Raw genomic sequence first — 23,453 nt, 5'->3', positions numbered from 1 at the left:
GAAATCGGCCGCGGCTCAATCCGGTGGCGGGCTCCGGCTCGAACAAGGGCAGGAGCCTTGGCCCAGATCATGAAAGCAGAAAATCAATCCGAGGTTGAACGGTCCCGCCGATGTCTTTGCCGATTGATCCATTGAGGCAAGCGACTGTTCAGTAATAGGGGCGTGACTTTCCGATTTGAACGTGGTTCTGGCGCTTGGATGAGCGGGAACATGACAGTCTGGCCGGTCGGCAACGGCGAGATGGTCGAGCGTATTCGGTCCTTTGCCTGGGCGACGACGGGCCTGGGTCCGATGCAGGACTGGCCGCAGAGCCTGAAGACGGCCGTGGAGATGACGGTCGGCTCAGCCCTACCGAGCCTGCTCGCCTGGGGGCCGAACCTCACACTCCTCTACAACGACGCCTACATCCCCATCCTCGGCGCGAAACACGCGGCGGCGCTCGGGTCTCCGCTGGCCGAAGTCTGGCCTGAAGTGTCCGATCACGGGATGATCGCGGCGGCGCTCCGGGGCGAGACGCAGCGACACACGGATGAGTTCTTCGAACTGCCGTCGCGCGCGGAGCAACCGGTCGGCTGGTTCACCGCGAGCTGGATCCCGCTCCGGGACGAGGCCGGCACGATCCGAGGCCTGTACGCCGTGGTCTTGGAGAATACGGCGCGTATCCTCGCCGAACAGGCTCTGCGGGAAAACGAGGAGCACCTGCGCTACACCGTCGAGTTCAACCCGCAGATCTCGTGGACGGCCGACCGGGACGGGGCCATCGACTTCATACCCACGCGGTTCCGCGAATGGACGGGCGTGAGCGGTTACGGCAAGAGCTGGATCGAGGTGCAGCACCCGATCGACGCCCGCGCCACGATCGAGCACTGGATGACAAGCGTCCGCACCGGCGAGCCGCTCGATATCCAGCACCGTGTGCGTATGGGCGCCTCCGATGCGTATCGCTGGTTGCGCTCCCGCGCCTATCCGCGCCGCGACGCGCAGGGCAGGATCGTCCGCTGGTACGGGACCACCGAGGACATCCACGATTTCAAGATCACCGAACAGGCCCTTCGCCAACGCGAGGAGCAGCAGGCCTTCCTGCTCCGGCTCAGTGACGCGCTTCGTCCCCTCGCCGATACCGCCGCGATTCAGGCCGAAGCCTGCCGCCTCCTGGGTGACCAGCTCGATGCGGACCGCACTTTCTGCGCGGCGATCGACCTGCCCAAGGACCAGTTGGTCGTGGAGCGGGAATATCTGCGCAGGCCGTTGCGGCACGCCTATGTGGGCATGCATCCCCTCTCGCGTGTCCGCTGGCTAACCCCGCTCTATCGGGCCCCGAATCCGGCCGTCCTGACCGATGTCGCCGCCTCCGATCTGATACCGGAGGCGGATCGGGCGATCCTGCAGGAGGGTCAGTTCGTCGCCTGGATCGGAGCGCCCCTCGTCAAGCACAGCGAATTGGTTGGGACGCTCAACGTCGTCTGCGCTGAGCCGCGCGCCTGGACCGAGTCGGAGGTCGCGCTCGTCGTCGAGACCGGAGAGCGCATCTGGGCGGCGATGGAGCGGGCCCGGGCCGAGAGGAGCGTGCGCGAGGCCGACATGCGGCTGCGCACCATGGCCGACGCCGCGCCGGTCCTCCATTGGGACGTGGACACTCAGGGCGCCATCTTCGTCAACGAGCACTACCTCGCCTTCTTCGGCGTGGACTTCGACGTCCTCGCGCGCGACGGCTGGGAGAGGTTCCTGCATCCCGCGGATGCGGAGCGGCACGTCGCTCTCTTTCGGGAGGCGTTCGCGCAAGGGCGTCCCTTCGCCGACGAGGCCCGGTTCCGCCGCGCCGACGGGCAGTACCGCTGGCTCAGCAGTTCGGGCCGGCCACTGGAGGATGGCCGCTTCGTCGGCGTCTCGATCGACGTAACGGAGCGACGGCAGGCTGAGGAGCGCGTCAGGCGCAACAACGCCGTTCTCCAGGCGATCAATCTCGTCTTCAGCGAGACGCTCGGCGCCTCATCGGAAGAGAGTCTGGCGCGCATCTCCCTCGATCTGGCCGAGGAACTGACCGACAGCGCCATCGGCTTCATGGGCGAGATCGACGAGGCGACCGGACGCCTCGACGGCCTGTTCTTCAGCGACCGGAGCCGGGCCCACTATGCCGCGCTGGCGGGCGAGGGGGGCAGCGGCCTCCCACCGGGCAAATTGGCCCTGGGTCTTGCCGTCCACGGTATCTACGGGCGGGTGCTGCGGGACGGGGAAAGCTTCATCGTCAACAACCTCGCCTCCCACCCCGATCGCATCGGCACGCCCGCCGGCCACGTGCCGCTGACCGCCTTTCTCGGTGTCCCGCTGAAGCAGGGCGACAAGACCCGGGGCCTGATCGGTCTCGGCAACCGCCCGGGTGGCTACCGCCCGGAGGATCTGGAGGCGGTCGAGGCGCTGGCGCCCGCGATCTGGCACGCCCTTCGGGCGAAACGCGCCGAGCTGCGCCTGCGCGAGAGCGAGGAGCGCTTCCGGCAATTCGCCGAGGCGTCGTCCGACGTGCTCTGGATCCGCAACGCGGAGACGCTCGAAATGGAGTTCATCAGTCCGGCGCTGCGGACCGTGTACGGCGTCGATCCGGATATTCTCGGGGGCGATGTCCGGCAATGGGCCCGACACATGCTGCCGGAGGATCGCGAGCGCAGCTTCATGAATCTGCAACGGGTGGCGAGCGGCCAGTCGCTGGTCAACGAGTTCCGGATCCAGCGCCCCAGCGACGGCGCCTTCCGCTGGATCCGCAGCACGCTCTTCCCCCTGCGTGACGAGCAGGGTCGGGTGCGGCGCATCGGTGGCCTGTCCTCCGACACCACCGAGGCCAAGCTGTTGACCGGGCACCAGGCCGTGCTGTTGGCCGAACTACAGCACCGGGTGCGCAACATCATGGCGGTGACCCGCTCGATCGTCGCCCGCACCGGCGAGCGGGCGGAGTCCGTAGCGGATTACGCGTCTCTCGTCGGCGGGCGGCTTCTCACGCTCTCCCGCGTCCAGGCGCTTCTGACCCGCTCCGCCAATGCGGGCGTGCCGGTGGCGACCATCGTTCACGACGAGGTCAGCGCCCAGGCCCTGCGCGAGGACCAGTACGACCTGTCCGGACCCGAGGTCGAGCTGTCGCCCAAGGCCGCGGAGATCCTGACCCTCGCGGTGCACGAACTGGCGACGAACGCCCTGAAATACGGAGCGCTGGGAGTGCCGGAGGGCCGCGTGCGGGTGCGCTGGGCTCTGTTCGAGAAGCGCGGCGAGACCTGGCTGGGCTTCGATTGGGTCGAGGCGGGCGCTCCAAACTCGGCGCAGGACGTGAGCCGGAACGGGCACCCCGCCTCCGTCCGCGGCGGCTTCGGCCGTGAATTGGTCGAGGGGCGCCTGCCCTACGAGCTGGGCGGACGCGGCCGCCTGGAGATCGGCCCGGACGGGGCCCGGTGCCGCCTCGAATTTCCGCTGCGCGACGGAGCGAGCATTCTGGAAACGGATGCCCCGCAACGCGCGACCGTGTCCGGAGGAGCGCTCGACATGACCGGCCAAGCCAACCTGAGCGGCCACCGCGTCCTCGTGGTGGAGGACGATTACTACCTCGCGACCGACACCGCCCGCGCGCTTCAGGGCGCGGGGGCGGAGGTGATCGGCCCCTGCCCGACTGAGGAGGCCGCTCGCGAGGCCCTTGAAGACGGCAGGCCGGCGGCGGCTCTGGTGGACATCAACCTGGGCTCCGGACCGTCCTTCACCCTGGCGGCCCTCCTGCGCGAGCGCGGCGTGCCTTTCGTGTTCATCACGGGCTACGACGAGGGCGTGATCCCGCCGGACTTCGCGGATGTGGAGCGCCTTCAGAAGCCGGTCGAGCTGAAGCGCGTCGTCCATTTCCTCGCCGACACGCTGCTGGCCGAGCCGTAGATCGACGCCCGAGGAGCGTCCGGGATATCGGCCGGGGCGATGCTCTCGGCCCATGTTTCGACGCGCCTTCCGCCAAGAGCCTGCGGCCGCCTCTCGGGTGGCGTTCCGAGGACCGCTCAATCCGGCGTGAGGTAGCGCCGCCGGGCCCAACCAAGGGTGTGCTCGAACTTCACCCGGCACCATGTCAGGCCGCTTGGCGTCTCGTTGGTGCAGCCGAAGCCGAGGACCCGGCGGCCGGCCGGGATCTGTCCCAGCGCCGGCGCGCCCGCATCCGGCGCCTCGCGGATCGTCAGGCTGTCGTCCCGCGGTAGGCCCTCGACCCGGAACGTCTCGGCCGCCCGAACGGAGACGCCGCCCGCGAGGATGAGGGCGACGGCGAGGGCGGGCAGGGAGCGGGGCATCGCGGTTGCGCGTCAGGTCCGATGGATGCCCATCATTGCGGTCAACCCGCCATCGACCGGCAGCACCGCCCCGGTGATGTAGGCCCCGCCCTCGCCGACGAGGAAGGCGGCCAGCGCCGCGACCTCCTCCGGCCTCGCGAAGCGCCCGAGCGGGATCTGGCGCTCGATGCCCTCGCGGTGGCTCGCATAGCCCGCCAGCATCTCGGTATCGATGAAGCCGGGCGCGATGACGTTGACGGTGACGCCGCGCTTGGCCGACTCGATCGCCAGCGTCCGGCAATAGGCGATCAGCGCGCCCTTGGTCGCCGCGTAGGCCGCGTTGCCGGCATTGGCCTGAAGCGCCGCCACCGAGCCGATGGCGACGATGCGGCCGGCGCGCGCCCGGATCATGCCGCGCACCAGCGCCTTGGCGATCCGGGTCATCGACCAGAAATTCACCTGCATCGCGGCTTCCGACCGGTCGCGGTCGAGCATGGCCGCGAGCGCGTCCGCCGACTGGCCGGCATTGTGGACGTAGCCGTAGAAGCCCTCGGCCTCGGCCCAATCGCAGAATGCCTCCACCGCCTCGCGGTCCGACAGGTCGAGGGCGCGGGCGGTGATCCGGCCTTCGCCGTGCGTCTGCACCAGTTCGTCGGCGAGCGCCCCGGCGCGCTCCGGCGAGGAGCGGTAGGTGAAGGTCACGGCGTGGCCGGCCGCGGCCAGGGCACGGACGATCGCCGCGCCGAGGCCCGAGGCGCCGCCGACAACGAGGACGGATTTCGGCGCTCCGCTCATGTCCGTGCTCATGCGGGCTCGTCTCCCAGGACGAGGCAGGTGTTCTGCCCGCCGAAGCCGAAGGAATTCGACAGGACCCGCGAGACCCGCGTGTCGCGGGCGGTGCCCACCACGTCGAGGAGCAGCGCGGGATCGGGCAGAGCGTAGTTGATCGTCGGCGGGATGCGTCCCTCGCGGATCGTCAGCAGCGAGACCACCGCCTCGATCGCGCCGGCCGCCGTCAGCGTGTGGCCGATCATCGACTTGTTGGACGAGATCGGCAGGCCTGCGATCCGCTCGCCGAACACCGCCGAGCAACCGAGCGCCTCCATCTTGTCGTTCTCCGGCGTCGAGGTGCCGTGCGCGTTGACGTGATCGATCTGATCCGGCCCGATCCCCGCGTCGTCGAGCGCCGCGCGCATCGCCGCGATCACCGGTGCCCCGTCGGGGCTGGAGCGGGTGCGATGGAAGCCGTCGCCCTTCTCGCCGCAGCCGAGCACGTAGCCGAGGATCTTTGCCCCGCGCGCCCGCGCGGATTCGGCGCTTTCCAGCACCAGGGCGGCTGCGCCCTCGCCCATGACGAAACCGTCGCGGTTCTTCGAGAACGGCTTGGAGGCAGCCTCCGGCGGGTCGTTCTGCGTCGACAGCGCCGAGAGCAGCGAGAAGCGGATCAGCGATTCCGGGTTCACCGAGCCGTCGGTACCGATGCAGAGCGCGGCCTCCATCTCGCCCCGGCGGATCGCCTCGACGCCGAGCTGGATCGCGGTGGCCCCCGATGAGCAGGCGGTCGAGAGCGAGATCGGCGAGCCACGGGTGCCGAAGCGGTCGGCGATCCGGTCGGCCACCGTGCCGAAGATGAACAGGTCGTGCCACGCGTCGAAACGGCGGGTCGCGGCGGCGCGCTGGAGGCCGGCATAGCTCACCTCGCCCGGCTCGCCCGCGGCCTCCGCCAGCGCCTGGCGCTGCGGCCATTCCATCTCCACCGGCGGCACCGCCACGAACAGACCGCCGGGAAAGCCCGCGCCGATGCCGGCCTGCGTCACCGCCTCTTCGGCCGCCACCATGGCGAAGCGCTCCGACAGGAGCGGCGCCACCAGCGGGTCGGTGTCGAGGAAATCGACGGTGCCGGCGATGCGGGTGCGCAGGCCCTCGATGGGAAAGCGGCTGATCGCACGGATGCCGGAGCGCCCGGCGGTCAGCGCGTCCCAGTTCTCGGTGACGCCACGGCCGAGCGAGGTGACGATGCCGAGGCCCGTCACCGCGACGAGCGGGCGTCCCTGGGCGTCGTGGGTGGATGAGGAGCGCGGTTCTGCCATCGGGGCCTCAGACCATCGTTTCAGGCCGGCACGCATCCGGGCCGCGGCGGCGGCGCTCTCCGGACCGGTGGCCCTCTTTCCTGCCTTGTTGTCTTCCGAAAGCCGACGGCCGCCTTTCGGGACGATGCTTTCGGCTGTTGTATCCGCATCGTCCGGTTCCGAAAGCCGGAGGCCACCTTTCGAGACGATGCGCTAGACTTTCACGACGCGGATGACGCCCTCGCCGCGGCGGTGGCCGACGGAGGTGACCGCCACCTCACGGGCCGAGCCGACCGCGCAGAGCGCGGATGCCAAGGCGGCCCCGAACGGAGCCGCGACTTCCATCGGGTGGCCGGCTATGTCGCCCGTGGCGCGGATGCCCACACCCGGCAGTGCCGCGTGGATGCCCGCGATCTCTTCCGCGGCGAGATCCGACAGACCGGTGGCGCCGGAGAGAACCACGTCCGGCCGTTCGATTGCTGCCTCGCCGATCAGGCGGGTCAGGCTCGCCGAGACGCTGCCCGGCGTGCGGGCGATCCGGTCGTTGGCCACCGGCATCAGCCGGGCGAAGGCTCGTGCGCCGCGGGCGGCGGCGTGCTCGGCCGCTTCCAGGACGAGGAAGGCGGCGGCGCTGCCGAGCACGAACCCGCCATTCCCCTCGCCCCCACGCTCGAAGACCGGCCGGTAGGCGGGTTTCAGGAGGTAGCCGCCCATTTCGTGGATGACCATCACGTCCGGCCGCTCGGCGTTGTAGGAGCCGCCCACCATCATGGTTTCGACCTGACCCGAGGCGATCCGGGCATGCGCGATGCGCAGCGCATCGACCCCGCTCGACTCCTCGCCCATGAAGGTGCGCGAGGCGCCGGTGACGCCGTGGACGATGCTGATATTGCCCGCGAGCAGGTTCGAGAGCTGCGCCAGGAACAGCGTCGGCCGCAGGTCGTTCAGGAGCCGCTCGTTGAGGAACGCGCCGGGATCGTTGGTCCCGCGCAAACCGGTGAGAATCGTCCCGTCGACCGCGTAGTCGCGCTCGCCGCCGCCCGCCGCCACCACGAGCGGGAGGGCCGACTTGAAGCCCGCATCGTCCTTTACTCCGGCGGAGTCGAGGGCGAGGCCGGCGGCGTAGACGCCGAGCCGCTGCCAGAGTTCCATCTGGCGCTGGTCCGATTTCTTCGGGATCTGCGTATCGAGGGCGAGCGGCGCCACCGGATGCACCGGATAGGGCGCGAAGGTCTCGGTATCGGTGCGCGGCGGCGCGTCCGAGGCGAAGGCGGTCAGATGCGCCTCGATCCCCTCGCCGGCGCAGGAAACGAGACCGATTCCCGTGACGACGACGTCGCGGGTCTTGAGGTCGCGGGTCTGCGGGCGGCTCACGGCTGTTCTCCGTCCAGGAGGCCGATCTTTCGGGCGCGCTCGCGCATCGGCGCGTCGAGGCCGGCCGGGAACGGCATGGTGCGGAACCGGAGTTCGGCGTCGCAGAGCGCCTTGCCCTCGTGGCGGATGGCGGCCTTCGTCACCGCGTAGCCCGAGCCGTCGTGCTCCAGGCTCGCCGTAATGTCGAGGGCTGCGCCGGGGCCGACGAAGGAGCGGAATCGCGCCTTGTCCACGGCCATGAGGAACGGCATCTGCGCGAAGTCGAGGTGGGCGAGCACGAGGTAGCCGGAGGCCTGCGCCATGGTCTCGGTGAGGAGCACGCCCGGCACCAGCGGATGGCCGGGGAAATGCCCTTCGAAGACGGGGCTCGCCTCAGGCACGAGCGCGCGCGCCTCGATGCGGCCGGCGGCGCGGTCGAGCCGCACCACGGAATCGATCATCTCGAAATATTCGAGCCGCATCGCGCGTGAATCCCCGCAGCCCGACGGATCAGGCCTTGGCGGCCTTCTCGGCGACCAGCGCGTCGATGCGCGCGCAGAGGTTTTTCAGCACGAAGTACTGCTCGGCCGGGACCTTGCCCTCGTTGACCTCCTGGGTCCACCGCTCCAGCGGCAGCTTGATCCCGAAGGCCTTGTCGACCGCGAAGGCGATGTCGAGGAAGGCGAGCGAATCGATGCCGAGATCGTCGATGGCGTGGCTCTCGGGCGTGATCTTGTCGCGCGGGATGTCCGCCGTCTCGGCGATGATGTCCGCGACGCGGTCGAAGGTGGCGGTCTCGTTCGACATTAGGGCTGGCCGCTTTCTCGATACTTCGTGTCCGGCGTCGCCGACCTCTCACGCGGCACGCCCCCATGGCGCCCGAGCCGGTCTGCGGCCCCGCTCCGCCGCCGGTTCCCGATGGCGCGTCTGAAAAGATCGCGACCCCTTACACGAAGCGGTGGAGCGCGGGCAACCTCGGGCGTTGCGTGGAGCGAGGACCTGCCTCTCGTGTTGCCCGGTCCGCCCTTGCTCAGCCGGCCGAGCGGCTGAGGTCGAGGGCCGGCATGCGGGTGTCCGCGCCCTGCCGCGGACGCTCGCGGCCGGAGCGGCGGCCCTCGACGGGCAGAGTCCGCTTGCGCTCCGGCGTGCGCGGGCGCACCAGTTCGCCGAGCGCGACGAAGCGGTCGTTGTGCCGCTGTCCCGCATCCTGGATGCCGAAGCCCAGAGCGAAGGAGCGGGCGAGATCGGCATCCGCCGCTACGCCGTAGCGCTCGAGCGCGGCCAGGAAGACCCGGCGGAAGCCCAAGGGTGCGCACCACGCCTTCTCGGCGAGCTGCATCGGCCAGGTCCACAATCCGTCACCACGACGGCTTTCGATCTCTTCGCGGGCGATGAAATAGCCGCTCGCTACGTGCTCGAGACCGTCGTCGAGGATGCGCCAGTCCCGATCGGGAGACGGCCCCTGCGCTGCAGGAGTGGGCCGGTCGAGCGCGTCGTCGTCGAAGCCGATCTCGATCATGGAAGCCTCCTGCCTTGCCCACCGCTGAGAGAGCAGCGAATCGGTCTGGAACGTTCCATGAACAGTGCGTCCGGGCGCCGGGGAGGTCAAGTGTTTGTTCGCAGTTCGTTCCCGAAACGCGGTGTCGAATCGACAGGTTGCGCCGGGCGAAATCGAAGCAGGATGTGGAAACCTGATCGTGCGGTGGCGTGAGGCACCCTCTGGAATGAGGCCTCGGCCGCCATAGGTTGCCGGCGCTGCCACGGCGGCGACGAGCGAGCGAGGCGGTGATGGGCGGTGGCGATGAGGTCAGGATCGAGACCGCCCGCGGCCAGTGGGTGCTGCGCGCGCTCCTCGTCGCCGGGCTGCTGGCGCTCGGCCTTGTCATCGTGTCCGGCTTCCTGCGTGCCCTGATCTGGGCGGTCGTGCTCGCCATCGCTCTGTGGCCGCTCTTCGCCCGCGCCCGCCGCCGCTTCCCACCGGGCCGGCACAACATTCTCTGGCCGGCGGTCTTCACCGGCCTCGTCGCCCTGCTCCTGCTGCTGCCCATCGCCGTGCTGGCGGTCGAGGCGGGCCGCGAAGCGCACGACCTCTTGGCCTATGCCCGCGAGGCCGAGCGCAACGGCATCCCGGTGCCGGATTTCATCGCCCGCCTGCCCTACGGCGCGGCGGCCGTGACGGAGTGGTGGAACGCCCACCTCGCCCATGCGGGGCTGGCGCACGAACTCACCGAGCGGCTCAACACCACCGCGAGCCGCGATCTCACCCGCACCGTCGGGGCGGGACTCGTGCATCGGGTGGTGCTGTTCGGCTTCTGCCTGCTGGCGCTGTTCTTCCTTTTCCGGGAGGGCGACGCCGTCGTCGCCCAGTCGCGTCGGGCGAGCCAGCGCCTGTTCGGGCCGCGCGGCGAGCGGGTGGCGCGCCAGATGGTGGCCTCCATCCACGGCACCGTCGATGGGCTCGTCATCGTCGGACTCGGCGAGGGCTTCCTGCTCGGCATCGTCTACGCGTTGGCCGGCGTGCCGCATCCGGTGCTGTTCGGGGCGCTCACCGCGGTCGCGGCGATGATCCCGTTCGGTGCGCCTTTGGCCTTCGGGCTCGCCGCTTTGCTGCTGCTGGCCGGCGGTGCGGTGATCCCCGCCGCGATCGTTCTGGCGGCGGGCTTCGTCGTCACCTTCGTGGCCGACCACTTCGTGCGCCCGGCGCTGATCGGCGGCACCACCCGCCTGCCCTTCCTGTGGGTGCTTCTCGGCATCCTCGGTGGCGTCGAGACCTTCGGCCTGCTCGGATTGTTCGTCGGACCGGCGGTGATGGCCGCGCTGATCCTGCTGTGGCGGGAGCTGACGGAGGGACCGGAGGCGGCGGACTGACGCGGTCGCCGCATCATCGAAGCGAAGACCGTGTCGAGCCCGCGCGGCTCTTGAGCGAAGTCCGAATCCGCCATCCCGAAGGGATCGATCGGATTCGGTGTGAAGCCTCAATGCTTGAGCGGCCGTCCGAGCTTGCGCGCCAGGATCCGCTGCGGGCTCTTCTCCGGGTCGGCTTGGTCGGCGACCGCGATGTAGGCGGTCTGTTCCAGCATGTAGCGACCGCCCATGGCGCCGTGCATCACGAGGTCGGAGAACGTCACCCAGGTCTCGCCGGGCTGGAAGCGCACATCCGCCTGCGGCGCGTTGGCCTGATAGTCGAGGTCGCGCTTCAGGGCATCGTGGAGATGCAGCATCAGGTGGTCGTATTCCGAGCGCTTGGCCTTGGTGATCTTGAGGGCCGCCAGCACGCTCGCCGAGAGGCCGGAATAGCCGGGAAGCTTGGGCAGGAACTTTTCGGCCATCGAGCCGAAATCCTCGCCGACCCGCCACAGCCGCGGCTGACCCTCGGCGTTGATGTTGCGGAAGATGCGCAGGATGCGCCGTTCGCCGATCGGATTGGAGGGGAAGGCATCGACATGCATGCGCGTGTCGTCGCGCCGCCAGCTCAGCTTGCGCTTGTCGACGTCGAACGGCCGGTAGGAGGTGCCCGCGAGCGAGACCTTTTCACGGTAGGCCGGGAGATAGGTGTCGATCAGCTCTTGGGCGAAGCGGCGGTAGCGCACCAGAAGGTCGCGCAGGCGTGCCTGCTCCTCTTCGCTGCCGGCCCCGCCGCGCAGCTCGGCGGTCTCGTTGCGGATCGAGACGTTTTTGGCCTTGCCGTCGGCGAAGGGGCGCTCGACGAAACGCTGCTCGAAGGCATCGAAGGGGAAGTCGAGGTCGCGGAAAACGAGGACCGAGCCGCTCTCCAGCGCCTCGACGAGGGCGGGCGCCCCCGGTGCCGCCTCGGAGCGCGAAACGGGAAGGACGGGGCTGATCATGGCTGGTCGTTTCCGCACGATACGATGGTGCGCGGTGTAACCGACCGGTTCGGGTCCTGCCAACTTGTTAAGCGGCCGCGGACTTTGGTCCGGTTCCGTTCTTTTGCGGTGGACGAAGCATCGCGTCGGCTTGCCCCGCCGCTCGCGCGCGCGCCTCCTGGTCCGCAACCTGGGGCATGGATGCGGTGTTTCCCGCCAGACGTCTGCCCCCCGGACGAGGAGCCTGCCATGGCGACGCTGAAGGAATTCGAGGAGGCTCTGCGCGAGCACGGCATGCACATGGCGCTCGCCCTGCTGGAACGCCTGCGCGAGCGCGACCGGCAGACCCGCACCATCCGCCCGGCCCGGCGCATCACCGGCCAGAAGATGACGCCCGACCTCGCCCGCGCGATCCTGGAGCTGCACGCCTCCACCGGCATGACCCAGCAGGAGATCGCCTTCAAGGTCGGGGTGAACCAGGGCCGGGTCAACGAGGTGATCAAGCGCGGCAAATGGCTCGACGACGATCCGCACGCCCCCGAGGCGGTGGCGCGTGACCGGGCGAAGGCGCGGATGCGCGCCGACCCCAAGCCGCAGCCGAGGCCGCGCGCAAAACCCCTCGCCCGAAAGGATGCGCCCCGCGCGGCGAAGAAGCCGGCCGCGCCCCAGGGGCAATTCGCGTTCGGAGATCTGTGAGCGATGACGGGGACGGGCGAGCGGCTCTGCCGGCTGGTGCGGCCCGGCGACGCGTTCGTCGGCAAGCAGGGGCTGTCCTACGCCCCCGGTATCTCGGCGGAGACGACGGGCGCGACCGGCATCCACCTGCAGATGGTGACGATCCCGCCCGGCGCCCGCGCCAAGGCCCACAAGCACGAGGGCCACGAGACCGCGATCTATGCGCTCTCCGGCACCTCTTGCACGTGGTGGGGGGAGCGGCTGGAGCACCACACGGAGCTGCAACCCGGCGCGTATTTCTACATCCCGGCCGGCGTGCCGCACCTGCCCTACAATCCGAGCCCGAGCGAGCCCTGCACGGCGATCATCGCCCGCACCGATCCGAACGAGCAGGAGAGCGTGGTCCTGCTGCCGGAACTCGACGGGATACATCCGTGACCGACGCTGTTGAGGAGACAGATTTCCTCGCGCCGGATCCCTCCCATGCGACGCCTCCTCTCGCGATGCGCCCTCGCCTCCACGGCCCTGCTCATCGCCGGCACCGGCTCTGCCCTAGCGCAGCGCCTCTCCACCACGAACCTCACCTGCGCCCAGGCCCGGGCCGTGGTCATGCGGCAGGGGGCGGCGGTGCTCGGTACCGGCGGCGCGACCTTCGACCGCTTCGTGCGGGACCGCTCGTTCTGCGAGGTGACCGAGATCGGCCGGCGCGCCTTCGTGCCGACCCGCGACACGCCGGGCTGCTTCGTCGGCTTCACCTGCTACGAGCCGAGCCGCGGCGACCGCTTCGGCGATTTCTGAGACCTCGAAACGAAAACACCCCGGCCGTGACGGCCGGGGCGCTCCCCTTCAGGACTGTCGTCGCTACGGCCGAGCGGTTACGCGGCCTGCTGGACCGAGCCCTCGATGACCGGCTGGCTCGACGGCCGGCTGGCGATCTCGATGCGGCGCGGCTTCTTCGCCTCCGGGACCTCGCGGACGAGATCGACGTGGAGGAGGCCGTTCTCGAGCGCGGCGCCGGTCACCTGAACGTGGTCGGCGAGCTGGAAGCGGCGCTCGAAGGCGCGGGCCGCGATGCCCTGGTAGAGCACCTCGGACGACTTGCCCTCGGCGGGCTTACGCTCGCCCTTGATGGTGAGGGCGTTCTCCTTCACCTCGATCGACAGGTCGGCCTCGGTGAAGCCGGCGACCGCGACGGTGACGCGGTAGACGTTCTCACCCGTCCGCTCGATGTTGTAGGGCGGGTAGGTCGGCGCAGCCTCGGTGCTGACGAAACCGTCGAGGGCCGAGAACAGGCGGTCGAAACCGACGGTGGAACGGTACAGGGGAGCCAGATCGAACTGACGCATCACATATCCTCCAAAAGAAGCAACATGCTCGATGTATTCGGGTCCGCCCGTGGGCCGGACCGTCGCGCCGCCGTCTCGGCCGGCGCGTCTCTGATATTGGTGGGAGCCAAAAACCGCGCAAGGGTCTGCTTGCGCGGTTTTCGCGTGAGCTTGAGCGAAAAATTTTCAGGGGCCCACCTGCCGTGCTGAGCCTGCGACCCACCCCCGGCAATCCGGTGCCGCCCGGTGCCCGCCTCGTGCCGGTCGAGACCGAGGACGGCGTGCCCCTGCGCGTCGCCACGTGGCAGCCGACCACGCGCGGCGTGAAGGGCACGGTCTGCCTGCTCCAGGGCCGGGCCGAGTTCATCGAGAAGTATTTCGAGACCATCGCCGATCTTCGCGCCCGCGGCTTCTGCGTGGTCGCCTTCGACTGGCGCGGACAGGGCGATTCCGGCCGGCAGGTCCGCGATGCCCATAAGGGCCATGTCCGCCACTTCGACGATTACCGCCTCGATCTCAAGGCGATCACCGAGACGGTGCTGGTGCCGATGATGCCCGAGCCGTATTTCGGGCTCGCCCATTCCATGGGCGGAGCGGTGGCCCTCACGGGCTCCGCCGAGGGCTGGCTGCCGTTCCAGCGCCTCGTCACCGTCGCGCCGATGCTGTCGATCCGCATGGTGCGCTGGCCGGCGGCGGTCTCGCTGCTCGCGCGCGGCCTGCACCGGCTCGGCCTCGGGCGCTGCTACGTGCCGTCCGGCAGCAAGGTCTCGATCGCCACCAAGCCGTTTCCCGGCAACCGCCTCTCGACCGATCCGGTGCGCTATGCCCGCAACGCGGCCGCCGCGCGCGAGGTCGGCGCCGGCGCGGTCGGCGATCCGACGATCGCCTGGCTCGCCTCCGCCTTCCGGATGATGCGCCGGCTCCAGGATCCGGCGATGATCCGGCGGATCCGCACGCCCTGCCTCATCATCGGGGCGGGGGCCGACCCCGTCTGCGGCACGCCGACGATCGAGCGCTTCGTCGCCCGATTGAAGAACGGGCACCTGATCGTGCTGCCGGGGGCCCGCCACGAGATCCTGAGCGAGTGCGACGCGATCCGCACCGATTTCTGGGCGGCGTTCGACGCGTTCATCCCCGGCCACGTCTCTCGTTCCGTCGCAAGGGACACGGCGTTCCCCTTTCCCGTCGCCGGCTGAGACGGGCGGGCCTCGCGGGCGCGCTCCCTCCGGAGCCGTCCGCGCCCGTCACCCGTCATGTCGGGTGCGTCTCGGCGGCCCCGTGCGGAGAGCGATCGGATCGCCACCTGCGGTCGGAAGCCCGCCGAGCCGAGCTCCGATCCGATGGGCAGGATTTGCGGTGCCTCCGGCGGCGGCCGGTCTGCAGGAGGCTGTCCCTCCGGCCATCCTCGGCCCCTGCAGCGGAGGACGGGCGACCGCGGCCGGCCATGAAACGCAATTTCCAATCGGCGAATTGCGCTGCAGCTTCGCCGCGCGTCGTCGCCTGCGCGTGGCGGCTTCGGTGTCCGCTCCGTTCCGAAAGGCCTCTTGCTGTTTCCGTTTGATCCCTTCGGTCCCGCCTCCCCGTCATCCCGGGGCCGCGCAGCGGAACCCGGGACCCACCCGTGATGCGACGCTGAGACATGACGTCGAGGTCACTCGTGGATTGCATACCTCCGGCGCCCCGAATTGACGAAGCGAGGTGTCGAACCGATGCGATCAATCGAAAACGGTATCACCGATTTCAATGCTCTCGCGTGCAGTATTGAATCGGATGTGTAGCGTGTTCCGGCGCGAACCCGCCGCCCGATGACGGTGTTTCAGCAATCTCGATCGCAAGGCCAAGCAGGTGCTTGGGTGTTCACATTTATCAATTTTTGCCTCGGGTTTCTCGACCTGAAGGTCGATTGGCCGGGTGGTGGATCAGTATTTTGTTCGACTAGCCGGATGCATAGCCATAATATTCCGGATTCAAATCAATACAGATCGCAGTATAACAAGCATATATTTGTAAAATCTTAATCTTGCTGTCAATCTCGGAACAATACGACTGGGCTAGATTGCAACCGACGCGGGGGATGACCCGTAATATCGATCGCCGGCTCGGCAAAGCCAATCTCAAAGTCCGCTGTATCGGCCGGGGAGATCAGTCCCACGACGGCTCGGTGCTCAGGGCTCTCCGAGGATTCAACGATGACGAAGATTTCAGTCACCTGGGCGAATAGTTACTCGATCTCGATGGCTGGCGACCGAGCCAATCTGATCCTCGCGACCGCGCAGGGTGCGGCGGACGGCTGGGCCAAGTATCTTCAAGGTGAGGGTACGATCGGTATCACGATCGGTATCGGCAACGTCGGCGGCGGCAACTACCTCGCCAATGGCGGTCCCAACTGGGCCTGGAGCGGAACGCGGTGGGAATACGCCGCCATCCTCGAAGCGCGCGAAGGTTATGACGGGAACGGCGGGGCCCCGGAGGGCACCGTCACGCTCGGTGAGCATCGGCTCGGAGACCTGTTCTACGATCCGGCCGGAACGGCCGCGGTTCCGGGCAACAAGATCGATGCGTTCGCCCTGTTCCAGCACGAGATCGGGCACGCGATCGGCTTCGTCGATTTCGCGGCCACGACCTCGGCCAACGGCGCGCCGGTCTTCAACGGCGATAACACGCGGACGGTTCTCGGCGGCGCGGTCCAGCTCGACGCAACCCGCGCGCATGTCTCGGGGATCGAGGATCTGATGGATCCTTATTCCCCCTGGGGAGGGCGTCCGGCCATTTCGGACCTCGATCTGGCCATGCTGCAGGACAAGGGGATGCCGATCGCAACCGAGCGGGCAGACAAGCTCTCGCTCGGCACTCGCAGCGACACCTTCTATGCCTATGGGGGCGACGACTGGATCGACGGCGGCGCGGGCAATGACCGGCTCTTCGGCGGCGCCGGCAACGACACGCTCATCGGCGGCGCTGGCAGCGATGCGCTGGATGGCGGCGACGGCACCGACAACGCCGTGTTCGCAGGCCGCAGCCAGGATTACCTGGCCCTTTATAACACGAACGGCGGCGGCTCGGTCTCCATCAAGCATCTCGCCTCGGGCAGCATCGACACGCTGACCTCGATCGACGCATTGAACTTCGATGACACCGTGCTCGGCATGTCGGGGCTCCTCGCCCACCTGCAGGCGCGCTACGGCACGGGGGCCGCCGGCCAAGGCGAGACCTACGAAATGGCTCTGAACGCCGCCGCCGACGAAGCCTATCGCGCCGACATCCCCGAGATCGACGGGGCGTTCAGCGTCACCGCGCGGGTCCGGTTCGACGATCTCGCGGGCGGCTTCTACCAGCGCGTCTTCGACACCGGCAACGGTCCGGACAGCGACAACATCTGGCTCGGCCAAGTCGGCAACGAACGCGACATGGCCTTCGAGATCCTCGACGGCGCGATCACGCATCGTATCACCGCCCTCGACGCGATCACCGAGGGCGTGGAGGCGCGTTGGTCCGCCGCCGTCGATGAGCGGGGTTGGATGTCCTTGTCCAAGGACGGCGTACGCGTCGCCGAGGGTCAAGGGGTCGTGCCGCGCGACGTGACCCGCGTGAAGGACCTCGTGGGCGCGTCCAACTGGGGGGCCGACACGGCGCTGAAAGGCGGCGTCTACGATCTGACCTTCAAGGACGATCTGCCCGACATCCACGGCGCCTTCACCGCGAGTGCCACGGTCCGGTTCGAGGATCTCGATGCCGGCGCCTGGCAGCGCGTCTACGATTTCGGAAACGGTGCCGGCGCCGACAACGTCTTTCTCGGGCAGATCGGCAGGTCGAGCGACATGCAGTTCACCATCGTGAACGGCAGCAAGTCCGCCCATGTCGTGGCCAAGGGGGCGATCGTCGAGGGTCAGGAGGCGACGTGGACGACGAGCGTCAACGAGACCGGCTGGATGCGCCTGTTCAAGGATGGCGTCCTCCTGGCCGAGGGTCAGGGCATCGTCCCGAAGGATATCGCGCGGGTCAACGAATTCGTCGGCAAATCCAATTGGGCGGCGGACAAGCCCCTCGTCGGCGAGGTGAGCGACCTGACCATCACGCCGTACAAGGCCATCCCCGAGATTGACGGCGCCTTCAAGATGTTCGCCGAAGTCCGCTTCGACGATCTCGACGACGGCCACTTTCAGCGTGTGTTCGATACCGGCAACGGCCCGGACAGCGACAACATCTGGCTCGGCCAAGTCGGCAACGGCGACGACATGGCGTTCGAGATCCTCACCGGCTCTACCAAGCACCGCATCACCGCCTTGGACACGATCGTCGAGGGGGAGATGGCGAAGTGGCAGGCGAGCGTGGACGAGGCCGGCTACATGCGCCTGATCAAGAACGACAAGGTCGTGGCCGAGGGCCAGGGCGCGGTTCCGCTGGATGTCCTGCGGACGAGCGACCTCGTCGGCCAGTCCAACTGGTCGTGGGATACCGCGCTGGCCGGGCAGGTGAAGGATCTGATCTTCGCCTGATCGAAAGCCCCGTCGCCGAGGCGGCCCGCGCCCCGGCGACGCCGCCCGACGGTAAACCGCATCCCTCGAGCGGACACGCTCGAGCCTCGTCCCGAAAGGTGGCCATCGGCTTTCGGAAAAAGACGATGCACAAACAAGAGGACAGAGCCTCGTGCGGGATCTGAGTTCCAGCACGAGGCTCTGAGGCCGGGCCCTACGGGTTGAGGCGTTTCAGCGCCGCTTCGTGGAGCCGACGGTCGCCAGCCGCGACGATCCGGCCGCCGCCCGTGGCCGGTCCGCCGTCCCAACTCGTCACGACCCCGCCGGCACCCTCGACGATGGGGATCAATGCGACGATGTCGTAGGGCTTCAATCCGGCCTCGACCACGAGGTCGATCTGGCCCGCCGCCAGCATGCAATAGGCGTAGCAGTCGGCGCCGTAGCGCGACATCTTCACGTCCGCCTCCACCGCCCGGAAGCGCTCGGCCTCCTCGCCCTCGGTGAACAGGCGCGGATCGGTGGTGGCGAGGATGGCCGCGCCGAGCGAGTCGAGGCGGCGGGTGTGTAGGCGGCGCTCGCCTTTCGCGGTGCGCACGCTCGCGGTCTTGCCGTCGCCGAGGAAGCGCTCGCCGAGATAGGGCTGGTGCATCAGCCCGCGCACCGCCGCGCCGTGATGGGTGAGCCCGATCAGGGTGCCCCAGGTCGGCAACCCGCTGATGAAGGCGCGGGTGCCGTCGATCGGGTCGAGCACCCAGACGCATTCCGCATCCGCCCGCTCGGAGCCGAACTCCTCGCCGAGGATGCCGTGGCTGGGCAGCCGGTCCTTGATCATCCGCCGCATCACCGCTTCCGCGGCGCGGTCGGCCTCGGTGACGGGGTCGAAGGCGCGGCCCGTCCCGTGGGACTTGTCGTCCAGGCCGAAATGCGCCCGGAAGAACGGCAGGATCGCCGCCCCGGACTGGGTGGCGAGGTCTTCCATGAACTGGGCGAGATCGACGACGCTCATCGAGGGGCAGCCTCCCGTTGCTCGCCCGAGACGAAGACGCCGGGAGGCCGTTCCGTCAAGCCGTCCTGTCAGGCCGGCTCGGGCAGGGCCTGACGCGGAGGGGTCGCCGCGTCGCGGCGCTCGGGTGCTCCCTCGGTGCCACCCTCATGACGGGCGATGGCGAGAATCGTCTCGATCAGGTCGCGCAGCGACGTGACGTGATCGTCCGCCCCGAGCTTGGCCCGCAGGGCCTCGTCGGAGAGCATCGGATCGTCGAGGCGCCACAACCCGGCGACGATCGGCACGGCATCGATCTTCTGGCGCAGCCGCGAGACGAGGCGGCGCAGATGGGTCGGCTCGCCCGAAAGCGCCAGCGAGATCACGCAGACGGCCTGGGCCGGGCCCGGCTCCCAGGCACCGATGCGCACCCGTGCCACCTCGGCGAAGGGTACCTGCCGCGTGCCGAAGCCGCGCTTGCGCAGGAGCTGGTCGGCGATGGCAGTCGCCGCGCCGTCGAGGAAGCCGCGGCCAGAGACGAGGAGCACCGCACCGTCGGCGCGCCACGCCTCGGGCAGGTCGTCGGGGTCGGGCTTGGGCATCGGATCGCTCTGGCAGGCGCTCTCTCCGTCGCCCGCTCCGTCGCCGAGCAGGCGGGAGGCTTTCGAGGTGGGATCGGGCACCGCGTCCTCGCGCGTCTCCAGATCCTCCACCAGCGCGGTGATCGAGGCGCGGATCTCGTCCTTCTGGTCGGGAGTGAGCACGCCGCGGGCGGCGTCGCGGGCGGCGAGTTCGAGGCCCCGCAGCACCACGTCGTCGTAATAGGCCGAGAGCGAGCATTCCCGCAGGATCAGATCGGCATGCTCCTGCGCCTCCTCAGGGTCGTCGGCGAGCATGCGCTGGTAGAAGTTCTCGACCGGGGTCAGCGCCGGTCGGTTGCTGAACAGGACGTCCAGGAATTCGAGCCGGTCGACGTGGCGCCCGAGCACGACGAGGCAGACGGTGAGCGGCGTCGAGAGCAGCAGCCCCACCGGTCCCCACAGCCAGGTCCAGAACAGGGCCGAGACCAGCACTGAGAAGGGCGAAAGACCGGTGGAATGGCCGTAGACCAACGGCTCGATGACATGCCCGACGATCGGCTCGACGAGGGCGAAGAGCAGGAAGGTCGCCAGCACCATGCTCCAGCCCGGATCGACGGCGGCCGCGAGCGCGATCGGCAGCACCGCCGAGAGCACGGCGCCGATATAGGGCACGAAGCGCATGACCAGCGCGAAGATGCCCCACAGCACCGGGCTCGGCACGCCGATGAACCAGAGCCCGACGCCGATGACGATTCCGAAGGCGGTGTTGAGAGCGAGCTGGCCCAGGAAGTAGCGCGAGAGGCGCCGCGCCGCGTCGTCCATCGCCACGGTGGTGCGGTGGAGGTCGCTCGAGCCGGCGAGCCGGATCAGGCGGTCGCGCAGATCCTCCCGCTGCATCAGGATGAAGAGAAGGACGACGATGACGATGCCGGCGGTGGCCAGCGGCTGCGCCACCGGCGAGAGAACGGTGGTGGCGAGTTCGAGCGGGCTCGGGCGCCGTTCCTCCACCTGCACCACCAAGGGCTTGGCCGGCTCCGGCTCGACCTTGCGGGCGTTGTCGCGGGCGGCCTGCTCGCGTTTGGCCCGCTCGGCGCTCTCCTTGTTCTCCTCGCCGCCCTGGTGGATCGCCCGGTTGATGTTGGCGATGTAGTCCATGGTCTGGCCGAGCGAGCCGTTGCGCAGGCCCTCGATCTTGCGCTCGACGGTGCGCTGGTAGCGCGGCACGTCCTGCGCGAGTTCGGCGACCTGCACCCCGATCACGGTCGACACTGCGCCGATGAGGCCGGCGGCGAACAGCACTGAGACCAGCACCGCCACCGCCCGCCCCAGCCGCAGCCGGCGCAGGAAGTTCACCAGCGGACCGAGCACGAAGGACAGGAGCACCGCGATCGCGATCGGGATCAGCACCTCGCGCGCGAAAAACAGACCCGCGACGATGATCGCGAACACGACGAGAGAGGAGGCGAGCGGACCCTTGGGCGTCTCGGCGGCGGCGACCCGCGTGGGGCGGGGCGGCACGATGAAGCCCTCACCGGGGGATATACGCTTCATGTCAGGCCGAACTTCTCTCTTACGCCACGCTTCGATCGAGGGCCCAACGGATCGCATCGCGATCGCGGGTCCTTCGTCCTGCTCAGGGGCCGCGCGGGCTCGCGCGGCAGGCGGCGCGCCAGGGCGCCTGAACTCAAGAAACCGTGAGCAGGCGGAATTCGATCCCGGAAACGTTGCCGTACCGGTGTGGTCGTCAGGACGCTGCGGATGATCGGGCGGAGGATTGAGCGAAGGGCCGGAGGCTAAAGCCCGCCCGCTCCAGCCCCGTGCGCACCGCGCGCGCCATCGCGATGGCCTCCGGGTTGTCGCCGTGGACGCAGACCGTGTCGATCGCGACCGGAATGCGGCGTCCGCCCAGCGTGAAGACCGCGCCCTCCCCGACCATGCGGACGACCCGCGCCGCCGCCTCCTGCGCCTCGTGGATCACCGCCCCCGGCGCGTCGCGGGGAGCGAGCGTGCCGCCCTCGGCATAGGCGCGGTCGGCGTAGATCTCGCGCACGAGGGTGAGCCCGGCCCGTTCTCCGGCGCGCTCGGCGGCGAGCCCCGGCATGACCACGAGGGTGAGGCCCGGATCGACGCCGGCCACGGCGCGGGCGAGCGCGTCGGCGACCGCCGCGTCCTCGTTCGAGAGGTTGGCGAGCGCGCCATGCGCCTTGACGTGGGTGATGCGGGCGCCCGCCAACGCAGCGCAGGCCTGGAGTGCGCCGATCTGGTAGGCGATGTCCCGCTCGATCCGTCGCGGACTCTCCTGGATGCGCAGGCGGCCGAAGCCGCGCAGATCCGAAAAGCCCGGATGGGCGCCAAGAGCGACACCTCGCGCCTTCGCAGCAGCCGCCGTCTCGACCATGATGTCGGGATCGCCTGCGTGGAAGCCGCAGGCGACATTGGCCGAAGTAACAATGTCGAGGAGCGCGGCGTCGTCGCCCATGCGCCAGGGACCGAAGCCCTCGCCGAGGTCGGCGTTGAGATCGATGCGGGCGCTCACCCGGCAGCCCGCATGGATCTCGACGTTTTCCCCTGAGGCGTCTCCGATGGATCAGGGCTCGCCGAGCTCGCGGCCCGCGGTCGCATCATCACGCCGAAGCCTTCCCTCTCGTCGCCGATGAAGCGGATGCCCTCCCCTTCGAGCACCGAGCGGATCGCGTCGAGAGTCTTGATCCGCGGGGCGACCTGATCGCTCTCGATCATGTTGAGCGTCACCGCCGAGATGCTGGCACGATGAGCCAGAACCCCTTGCGTCCATTTGAGAAGGCCGCGGCCGGCGCGGATCTGGGCGGGGGTGATGGCAGGCGGGTTGGCGGGGGTGAGCATAGGGCGGAGATGGTCGAAACTGAAAGAATTTTCAAGTTTCCGGTTGACGCACCCGCGGTACAACCTTAAGCACCAGCCCATCGGCTCAGCCGGGCCGGAGAAACGAGCGTTATCGCTTACCTGTACGGGAAAGCTTCGCTCCTTCGTACCCACACCCGGTTCTTGGCTCGAACAACATCACCGGCGCGGGCCGGTGGGCATCGGTTATCACCTGTCACGTGAAACCATCCGATCGCCCGTTCACATGTCCGCGTCTCCCATTGGCCCCGCCTCGACGGAGCAAGGCATGAAACACGACGATCTCTGCGTCGCCGCTTTCGCCCGTCTAGGGTCCGAGCGGCCAAGGTCGATCCGGTCGTATCCGGTCGCGCGAGATACGCTCGGCCACGCGGGCCGATAGCGGACGGTTATCTTAGGGAGTCGAACGCCTGACGCCTTCGGGCCGAGGGCTCGGTTGTCCGTAAGGACATTCCCGTCCGCACCACCATGCCCGCGTGGCCGCCGCTCCGGCTCGGCCCCTCATCCCTTCATCCCATCCCGGCGGCCCCTGCGGGCCGAACGGGGACGGTTACCGGTAGAGCGCCGCAGCCTGCGCTGCGGAGGTCGCGAATTCGACTTTCGCCGGGCATCACGCCCGTAGCTCAGCAAACCCGTCCCCGACACCCATGACCGCAGGGTCGCACACGGCTCAGTTGTAGGAAAAGATTCAAAAAGGCGCGGGCCGAAGAGGAATGGTTATCATTCTTAATGAGGTGGTCGCGGGTTCGAATCCCTCCGGGTCGAGAGGCCCGTAGCTCAGTTGGATAGAGCGCCCCGTTCCTCACCCCATGACCGCGCGACCCGGAGGCGGACGACCATCCGCCCGAGGGCGCAAATGACAGAAGATCGGCCGTGCGGGCCGATGGAGACTGGTGATCGTCGGCCGAAAGGCCGGGTTCGAATCCCACGGGCCGCGAGGTCCGATGCCCGGGTGGCGAACGGGCGACGCATGCCGCGCAAGCGGAGCCCTAGTCTCCCCACCATG

At 68.9% G+C, this 23,453-nt stretch carries 20 protein-coding genes; 7 read left to right on the top strand and 13 right to left on the bottom strand.

The genetic code is table 11. The features are described from left to right. Positions 1-210: 210 nt before the first annotated feature. Positions 211-3,903, top strand: coding sequence for a PAS domain-containing protein (locus MFF24_RS09045; protein ID WP_238224071.1), 3,693 nt, complete (start codon positions 211-213; stop codon positions 3,901-3,903). 116 nt (positions 3,904-4,019) lie between these two features. Here the strand turns inward: MFF24_RS09045 and MFF24_RS09040 are convergent, their stop codons facing one another. The 7 genes from MFF24_RS09040 to MFF24_RS09010 all read right to left on the bottom strand — a co-directional run bounded on the left by MFF24_RS09040 (position 4,020) and on the right by MFF24_RS09010 (position 9,224). Then, positions 4,020-4,304, bottom strand: a complete 285-nt coding sequence (locus tag MFF24_RS09040; RefSeq protein ID WP_238224068.1) for an SH3 domain-containing protein — start codon at positions 4,302-4,304, stop codon at positions 4,020-4,022. 12 nt (positions 4,305-4,316) lie between these two features. Then, positions 4,317-5,090, bottom strand: a complete 774-nt coding sequence (locus MFF24_RS09035) for an SDR family NAD(P)-dependent oxidoreductase (protein ID WP_238224067.1) — start codon at positions 5,088-5,090, stop codon at positions 4,317-4,319. Next, entirely contained in the window at positions 5,087-6,373 is a 1,287-nt protein-coding gene (locus tag MFF24_RS09030) for a beta-ketoacyl-ACP synthase (RefSeq protein WP_238224063.1), read from the bottom strand. Before MFF24_RS09030 ends, MFF24_RS09035 begins: the two co-directional genes overlap by 4 nt. Positions 6,374-6,565: 192 nt before the next feature. Further along, positions 6,566-7,726, bottom strand: a complete 1,161-nt coding sequence (locus MFF24_RS09025; RefSeq protein ID WP_238224061.1) for a beta-ketoacyl-ACP synthase — start codon at positions 7,724-7,726, stop codon at positions 6,566-6,568. Beyond that, positions 7,723-8,187, bottom strand: coding sequence for an ApeI family dehydratase (locus MFF24_RS09020; protein WP_238224059.1), 465 nt, complete (start codon positions 8,185-8,187; stop codon positions 7,723-7,725). The genes MFF24_RS09025 and MFF24_RS09020 overlap by 4 nt, the downstream gene beginning before the upstream one ends. A gap of 28 nt (positions 8,188-8,215) precedes the next feature. Beyond that, a complete protein-coding gene (locus tag MFF24_RS09015; RefSeq protein ID WP_003601886.1) occupies positions 8,216-8,512 on the bottom strand; it encodes an acyl carrier protein in 297 nt (98 codons plus the stop codon). A gap of 223 nt (positions 8,513-8,735) precedes the next feature. Continuing rightward, on the bottom strand, positions 8,736-9,224 hold the full coding sequence (locus MFF24_RS09010; protein ID WP_238224057.1) for a hypothetical protein: 489 nt from the start codon (positions 9,222-9,224) through the stop codon (positions 8,736-8,738). Between the two features lie 269 nt (positions 9,225-9,493). Between MFF24_RS09010 and MFF24_RS09005 the strand changes: the two genes are divergently transcribed. Further along, entirely contained in the window at positions 9,494-10,573 is a 1,080-nt protein-coding gene (locus tag MFF24_RS09005) for an AI-2E family transporter (protein WP_238224056.1), read from the top strand. Between the two features lie 107 nt (positions 10,574-10,680). On the opposite strand, the gene kdoO is transcribed toward MFF24_RS09005, so the two are convergent. Further along, positions 10,681-11,550, bottom strand: coding sequence for a Kdo hydroxylase KdoO (gene kdoO / locus MFF24_RS09000; protein ID WP_238224055.1), 870 nt, complete (start codon positions 11,548-11,550; stop codon positions 10,681-10,683). A gap of 228 nt (positions 11,551-11,778) precedes the next feature. Here kdoO and MFF24_RS08995 point away from each other — a divergent pair, with 228 nt between their 5' ends. The 3 genes from MFF24_RS08995 to MFF24_RS08985 are packed head-to-tail and all read left to right on the top strand — an operon-like array spanning position 11,779 to position 13,002. Next, entirely contained in the window at positions 11,779-12,225 is a 447-nt protein-coding gene (locus tag MFF24_RS08995) for an RNA polymerase subunit sigma-70 (RefSeq protein ID WP_133091385.1), read from the top strand. 3 nt (positions 12,226-12,228) lie between these two features. Next, positions 12,229-12,642: a cupin domain-containing protein gene (locus MFF24_RS08990; protein WP_238224052.1), complete on the top strand. Its 414-nt coding sequence runs from the start codon at positions 12,229-12,231 to the stop codon at positions 12,640-12,642. Positions 12,643-12,687: 45 nt separating this feature from the next. Further along, the gene (locus MFF24_RS08985; protein WP_238224050.1) at positions 12,688-13,002 is read left to right on the top strand and encodes a hypothetical protein; all 315 of its coding nucleotides are present in this window, start codon (positions 12,688-12,690) and stop codon (positions 13,000-13,002) included. A gap of 77 nt (positions 13,003-13,079) precedes the next feature. Here the strand turns inward: MFF24_RS08985 and MFF24_RS08980 are convergent, their stop codons facing one another. Continuing rightward, complete coding sequence (locus tag MFF24_RS08980; RefSeq protein WP_238224049.1) at positions 13,080-13,550, bottom strand: Hsp20 family protein; 471 nt, start codon at positions 13,548-13,550, stop codon at positions 13,080-13,082. Between the two features lie 182 nt (positions 13,551-13,732). On the opposite strand from MFF24_RS08980, the gene MFF24_RS08975 reads away from it, so the two are divergent. Beyond that, a complete protein-coding gene (locus tag MFF24_RS08975) occupies positions 13,733-14,725 on the top strand; it encodes an alpha/beta fold hydrolase (RefSeq protein WP_238224047.1) in 993 nt (330 codons plus the stop codon). A 993-nt stretch (positions 14,726-15,718) separates the two neighbouring features. Next, positions 15,719-18,025 carry a calcium-binding protein gene (locus tag MFF24_RS08970; protein ID WP_238224046.1) on the top strand — a complete coding sequence of 769 codons (2,307 nt, stop codon included), beginning with the start codon at positions 15,719-15,721 and terminating at the stop codon, positions 18,023-18,025. 193 nt (positions 18,026-18,218) lie between these two features. On the opposite strand, the gene hisN is transcribed toward MFF24_RS08970, so the two are convergent. From hisN to MFF24_RS08950, 4 genes are all read right to left on the bottom strand, one after another. Next, positions 18,219-19,010, bottom strand: coding sequence for a histidinol-phosphatase (gene hisN, locus MFF24_RS08965; RefSeq protein WP_238224045.1), 792 nt, complete (start codon positions 19,008-19,010; stop codon positions 18,219-18,221). A gap of 68 nt (positions 19,011-19,078) precedes the next feature. Next, on the bottom strand, positions 19,079-21,118 hold the full coding sequence (locus MFF24_RS08960; RefSeq protein WP_238224044.1) for an AI-2E family transporter: 2,040 nt from the start codon (positions 21,116-21,118) through the stop codon (positions 19,079-19,081). Between the two features lie 193 nt (positions 21,119-21,311). Further along, positions 21,312-22,103, bottom strand: coding sequence for a LamB/YcsF family protein (locus tag MFF24_RS08955; RefSeq protein WP_283214487.1), 792 nt, complete (start codon positions 22,101-22,103; stop codon positions 21,312-21,314). Next, the gene (locus MFF24_RS08950) at positions 22,100-22,429 is read right to left on the bottom strand and encodes a helix-turn-helix domain-containing protein (RefSeq protein WP_238224043.1); all 330 of its coding nucleotides are present in this window, start codon (positions 22,427-22,429) and stop codon (positions 22,100-22,102) included. Before MFF24_RS08950 ends, MFF24_RS08955 begins: the two co-directional genes overlap by 4 nt. Positions 22,430-23,453 lie beyond the last annotated feature (1,024 nt).

Source organism: Methylorubrum aminovorans, assembly GCF_022179725.1.
In the GTDB taxonomy this organism is placed as follows: domain Bacteria; phylum Pseudomonadota; class Alphaproteobacteria; order Rhizobiales; family Beijerinckiaceae; genus Methylobacterium; species Methylobacterium aminovorans.
Note: the sequence above shows the minus strand (reverse complement) of the source record. Positions and strands in the feature narration are given on the sequence as shown.

Excerpts from the sequence above, each read along its gene's own strand:
- MFF24_RS09045 (WP_238224071.1), top strand. The coding sequence starts at position 211 with ATGACAGTCTGGCCGGTCGGCAACGGCGAGATGGTCGAGCGTATTCGG.
- MFF24_RS09040 (WP_238224068.1), bottom strand. The coding sequence starts at position 4,304 with ATGCCCCGCTCCCTGCCCGCCCTCGCCGTCGCCCTCATCCTCGCGGGC.
- MFF24_RS09035 (WP_238224067.1), bottom strand. The coding sequence starts at position 5,090 with ATGAGCACGGACATGAGCGGAGCGCCGAAATCCGTCCTCGTTGTCGGC.
- MFF24_RS09030 (WP_238224063.1), bottom strand. The coding sequence starts at position 6,373 with ATGGCAGAACCGCGCTCCTCATCCACCCACGACGCCCAGGGACGCCCG.
- MFF24_RS09020 (WP_238224059.1), bottom strand. The coding sequence starts at position 8,187 with ATGCGGCTCGAATATTTCGAGATGATCGATTCCGTGGTGCGGCTCGAC.
- MFF24_RS09015 (WP_003601886.1), bottom strand. The coding sequence starts at position 8,512 with ATGTCGAACGAGACCGCCACCTTCGACCGCGTCGCGGACATCATCGCC.
- MFF24_RS09010 (WP_238224057.1), bottom strand. The coding sequence starts at position 9,224 with ATGATCGAGATCGGCTTCGACGACGACGCGCTCGACCGGCCCACTCCT.
- MFF24_RS09005 (WP_238224056.1), top strand. The coding sequence starts at position 9,494 with ATGGGCGGTGGCGATGAGGTCAGGATCGAGACCGCCCGCGGCCAGTGG.
- kdoO (WP_238224055.1), bottom strand. The coding sequence starts at position 11,550 with ATGATCAGCCCCGTCCTTCCCGTTTCGCGCTCCGAGGCGGCACCGGGG.
- MFF24_RS08995 (WP_133091385.1), top strand. The coding sequence starts at position 11,779 with ATGGCGACGCTGAAGGAATTCGAGGAGGCTCTGCGCGAGCACGGCATG.
- MFF24_RS08990 (WP_238224052.1), top strand. The coding sequence starts at position 12,229 with ATGACGGGGACGGGCGAGCGGCTCTGCCGGCTGGTGCGGCCCGGCGAC.
- MFF24_RS08985 (WP_238224050.1), top strand. The coding sequence starts at position 12,688 with ATGCGACGCCTCCTCTCGCGATGCGCCCTCGCCTCCACGGCCCTGCTC.
- MFF24_RS08980 (WP_238224049.1), bottom strand. The coding sequence starts at position 13,550 with ATGCGTCAGTTCGATCTGGCTCCCCTGTACCGTTCCACCGTCGGTTTC.
- MFF24_RS08970 (WP_238224046.1), top strand. The coding sequence starts at position 15,719 with ATGACGAAGATTTCAGTCACCTGGGCGAATAGTTACTCGATCTCGATG.
- hisN (WP_238224045.1), bottom strand. The coding sequence starts at position 19,010 with ATGAGCGTCGTCGATCTCGCCCAGTTCATGGAAGACCTCGCCACCCAG.
- MFF24_RS08960 (WP_238224044.1), bottom strand. The coding sequence starts at position 21,118 with ATGAAGCGTATATCCCCCGGTGAGGGCTTCATCGTGCCGCCCCGCCCC.
- MFF24_RS08950 (WP_238224043.1), bottom strand. The coding sequence starts at position 22,429 with ATGCTCACCCCCGCCAACCCGCCTGCCATCACCCCCGCCCAGATCCGC.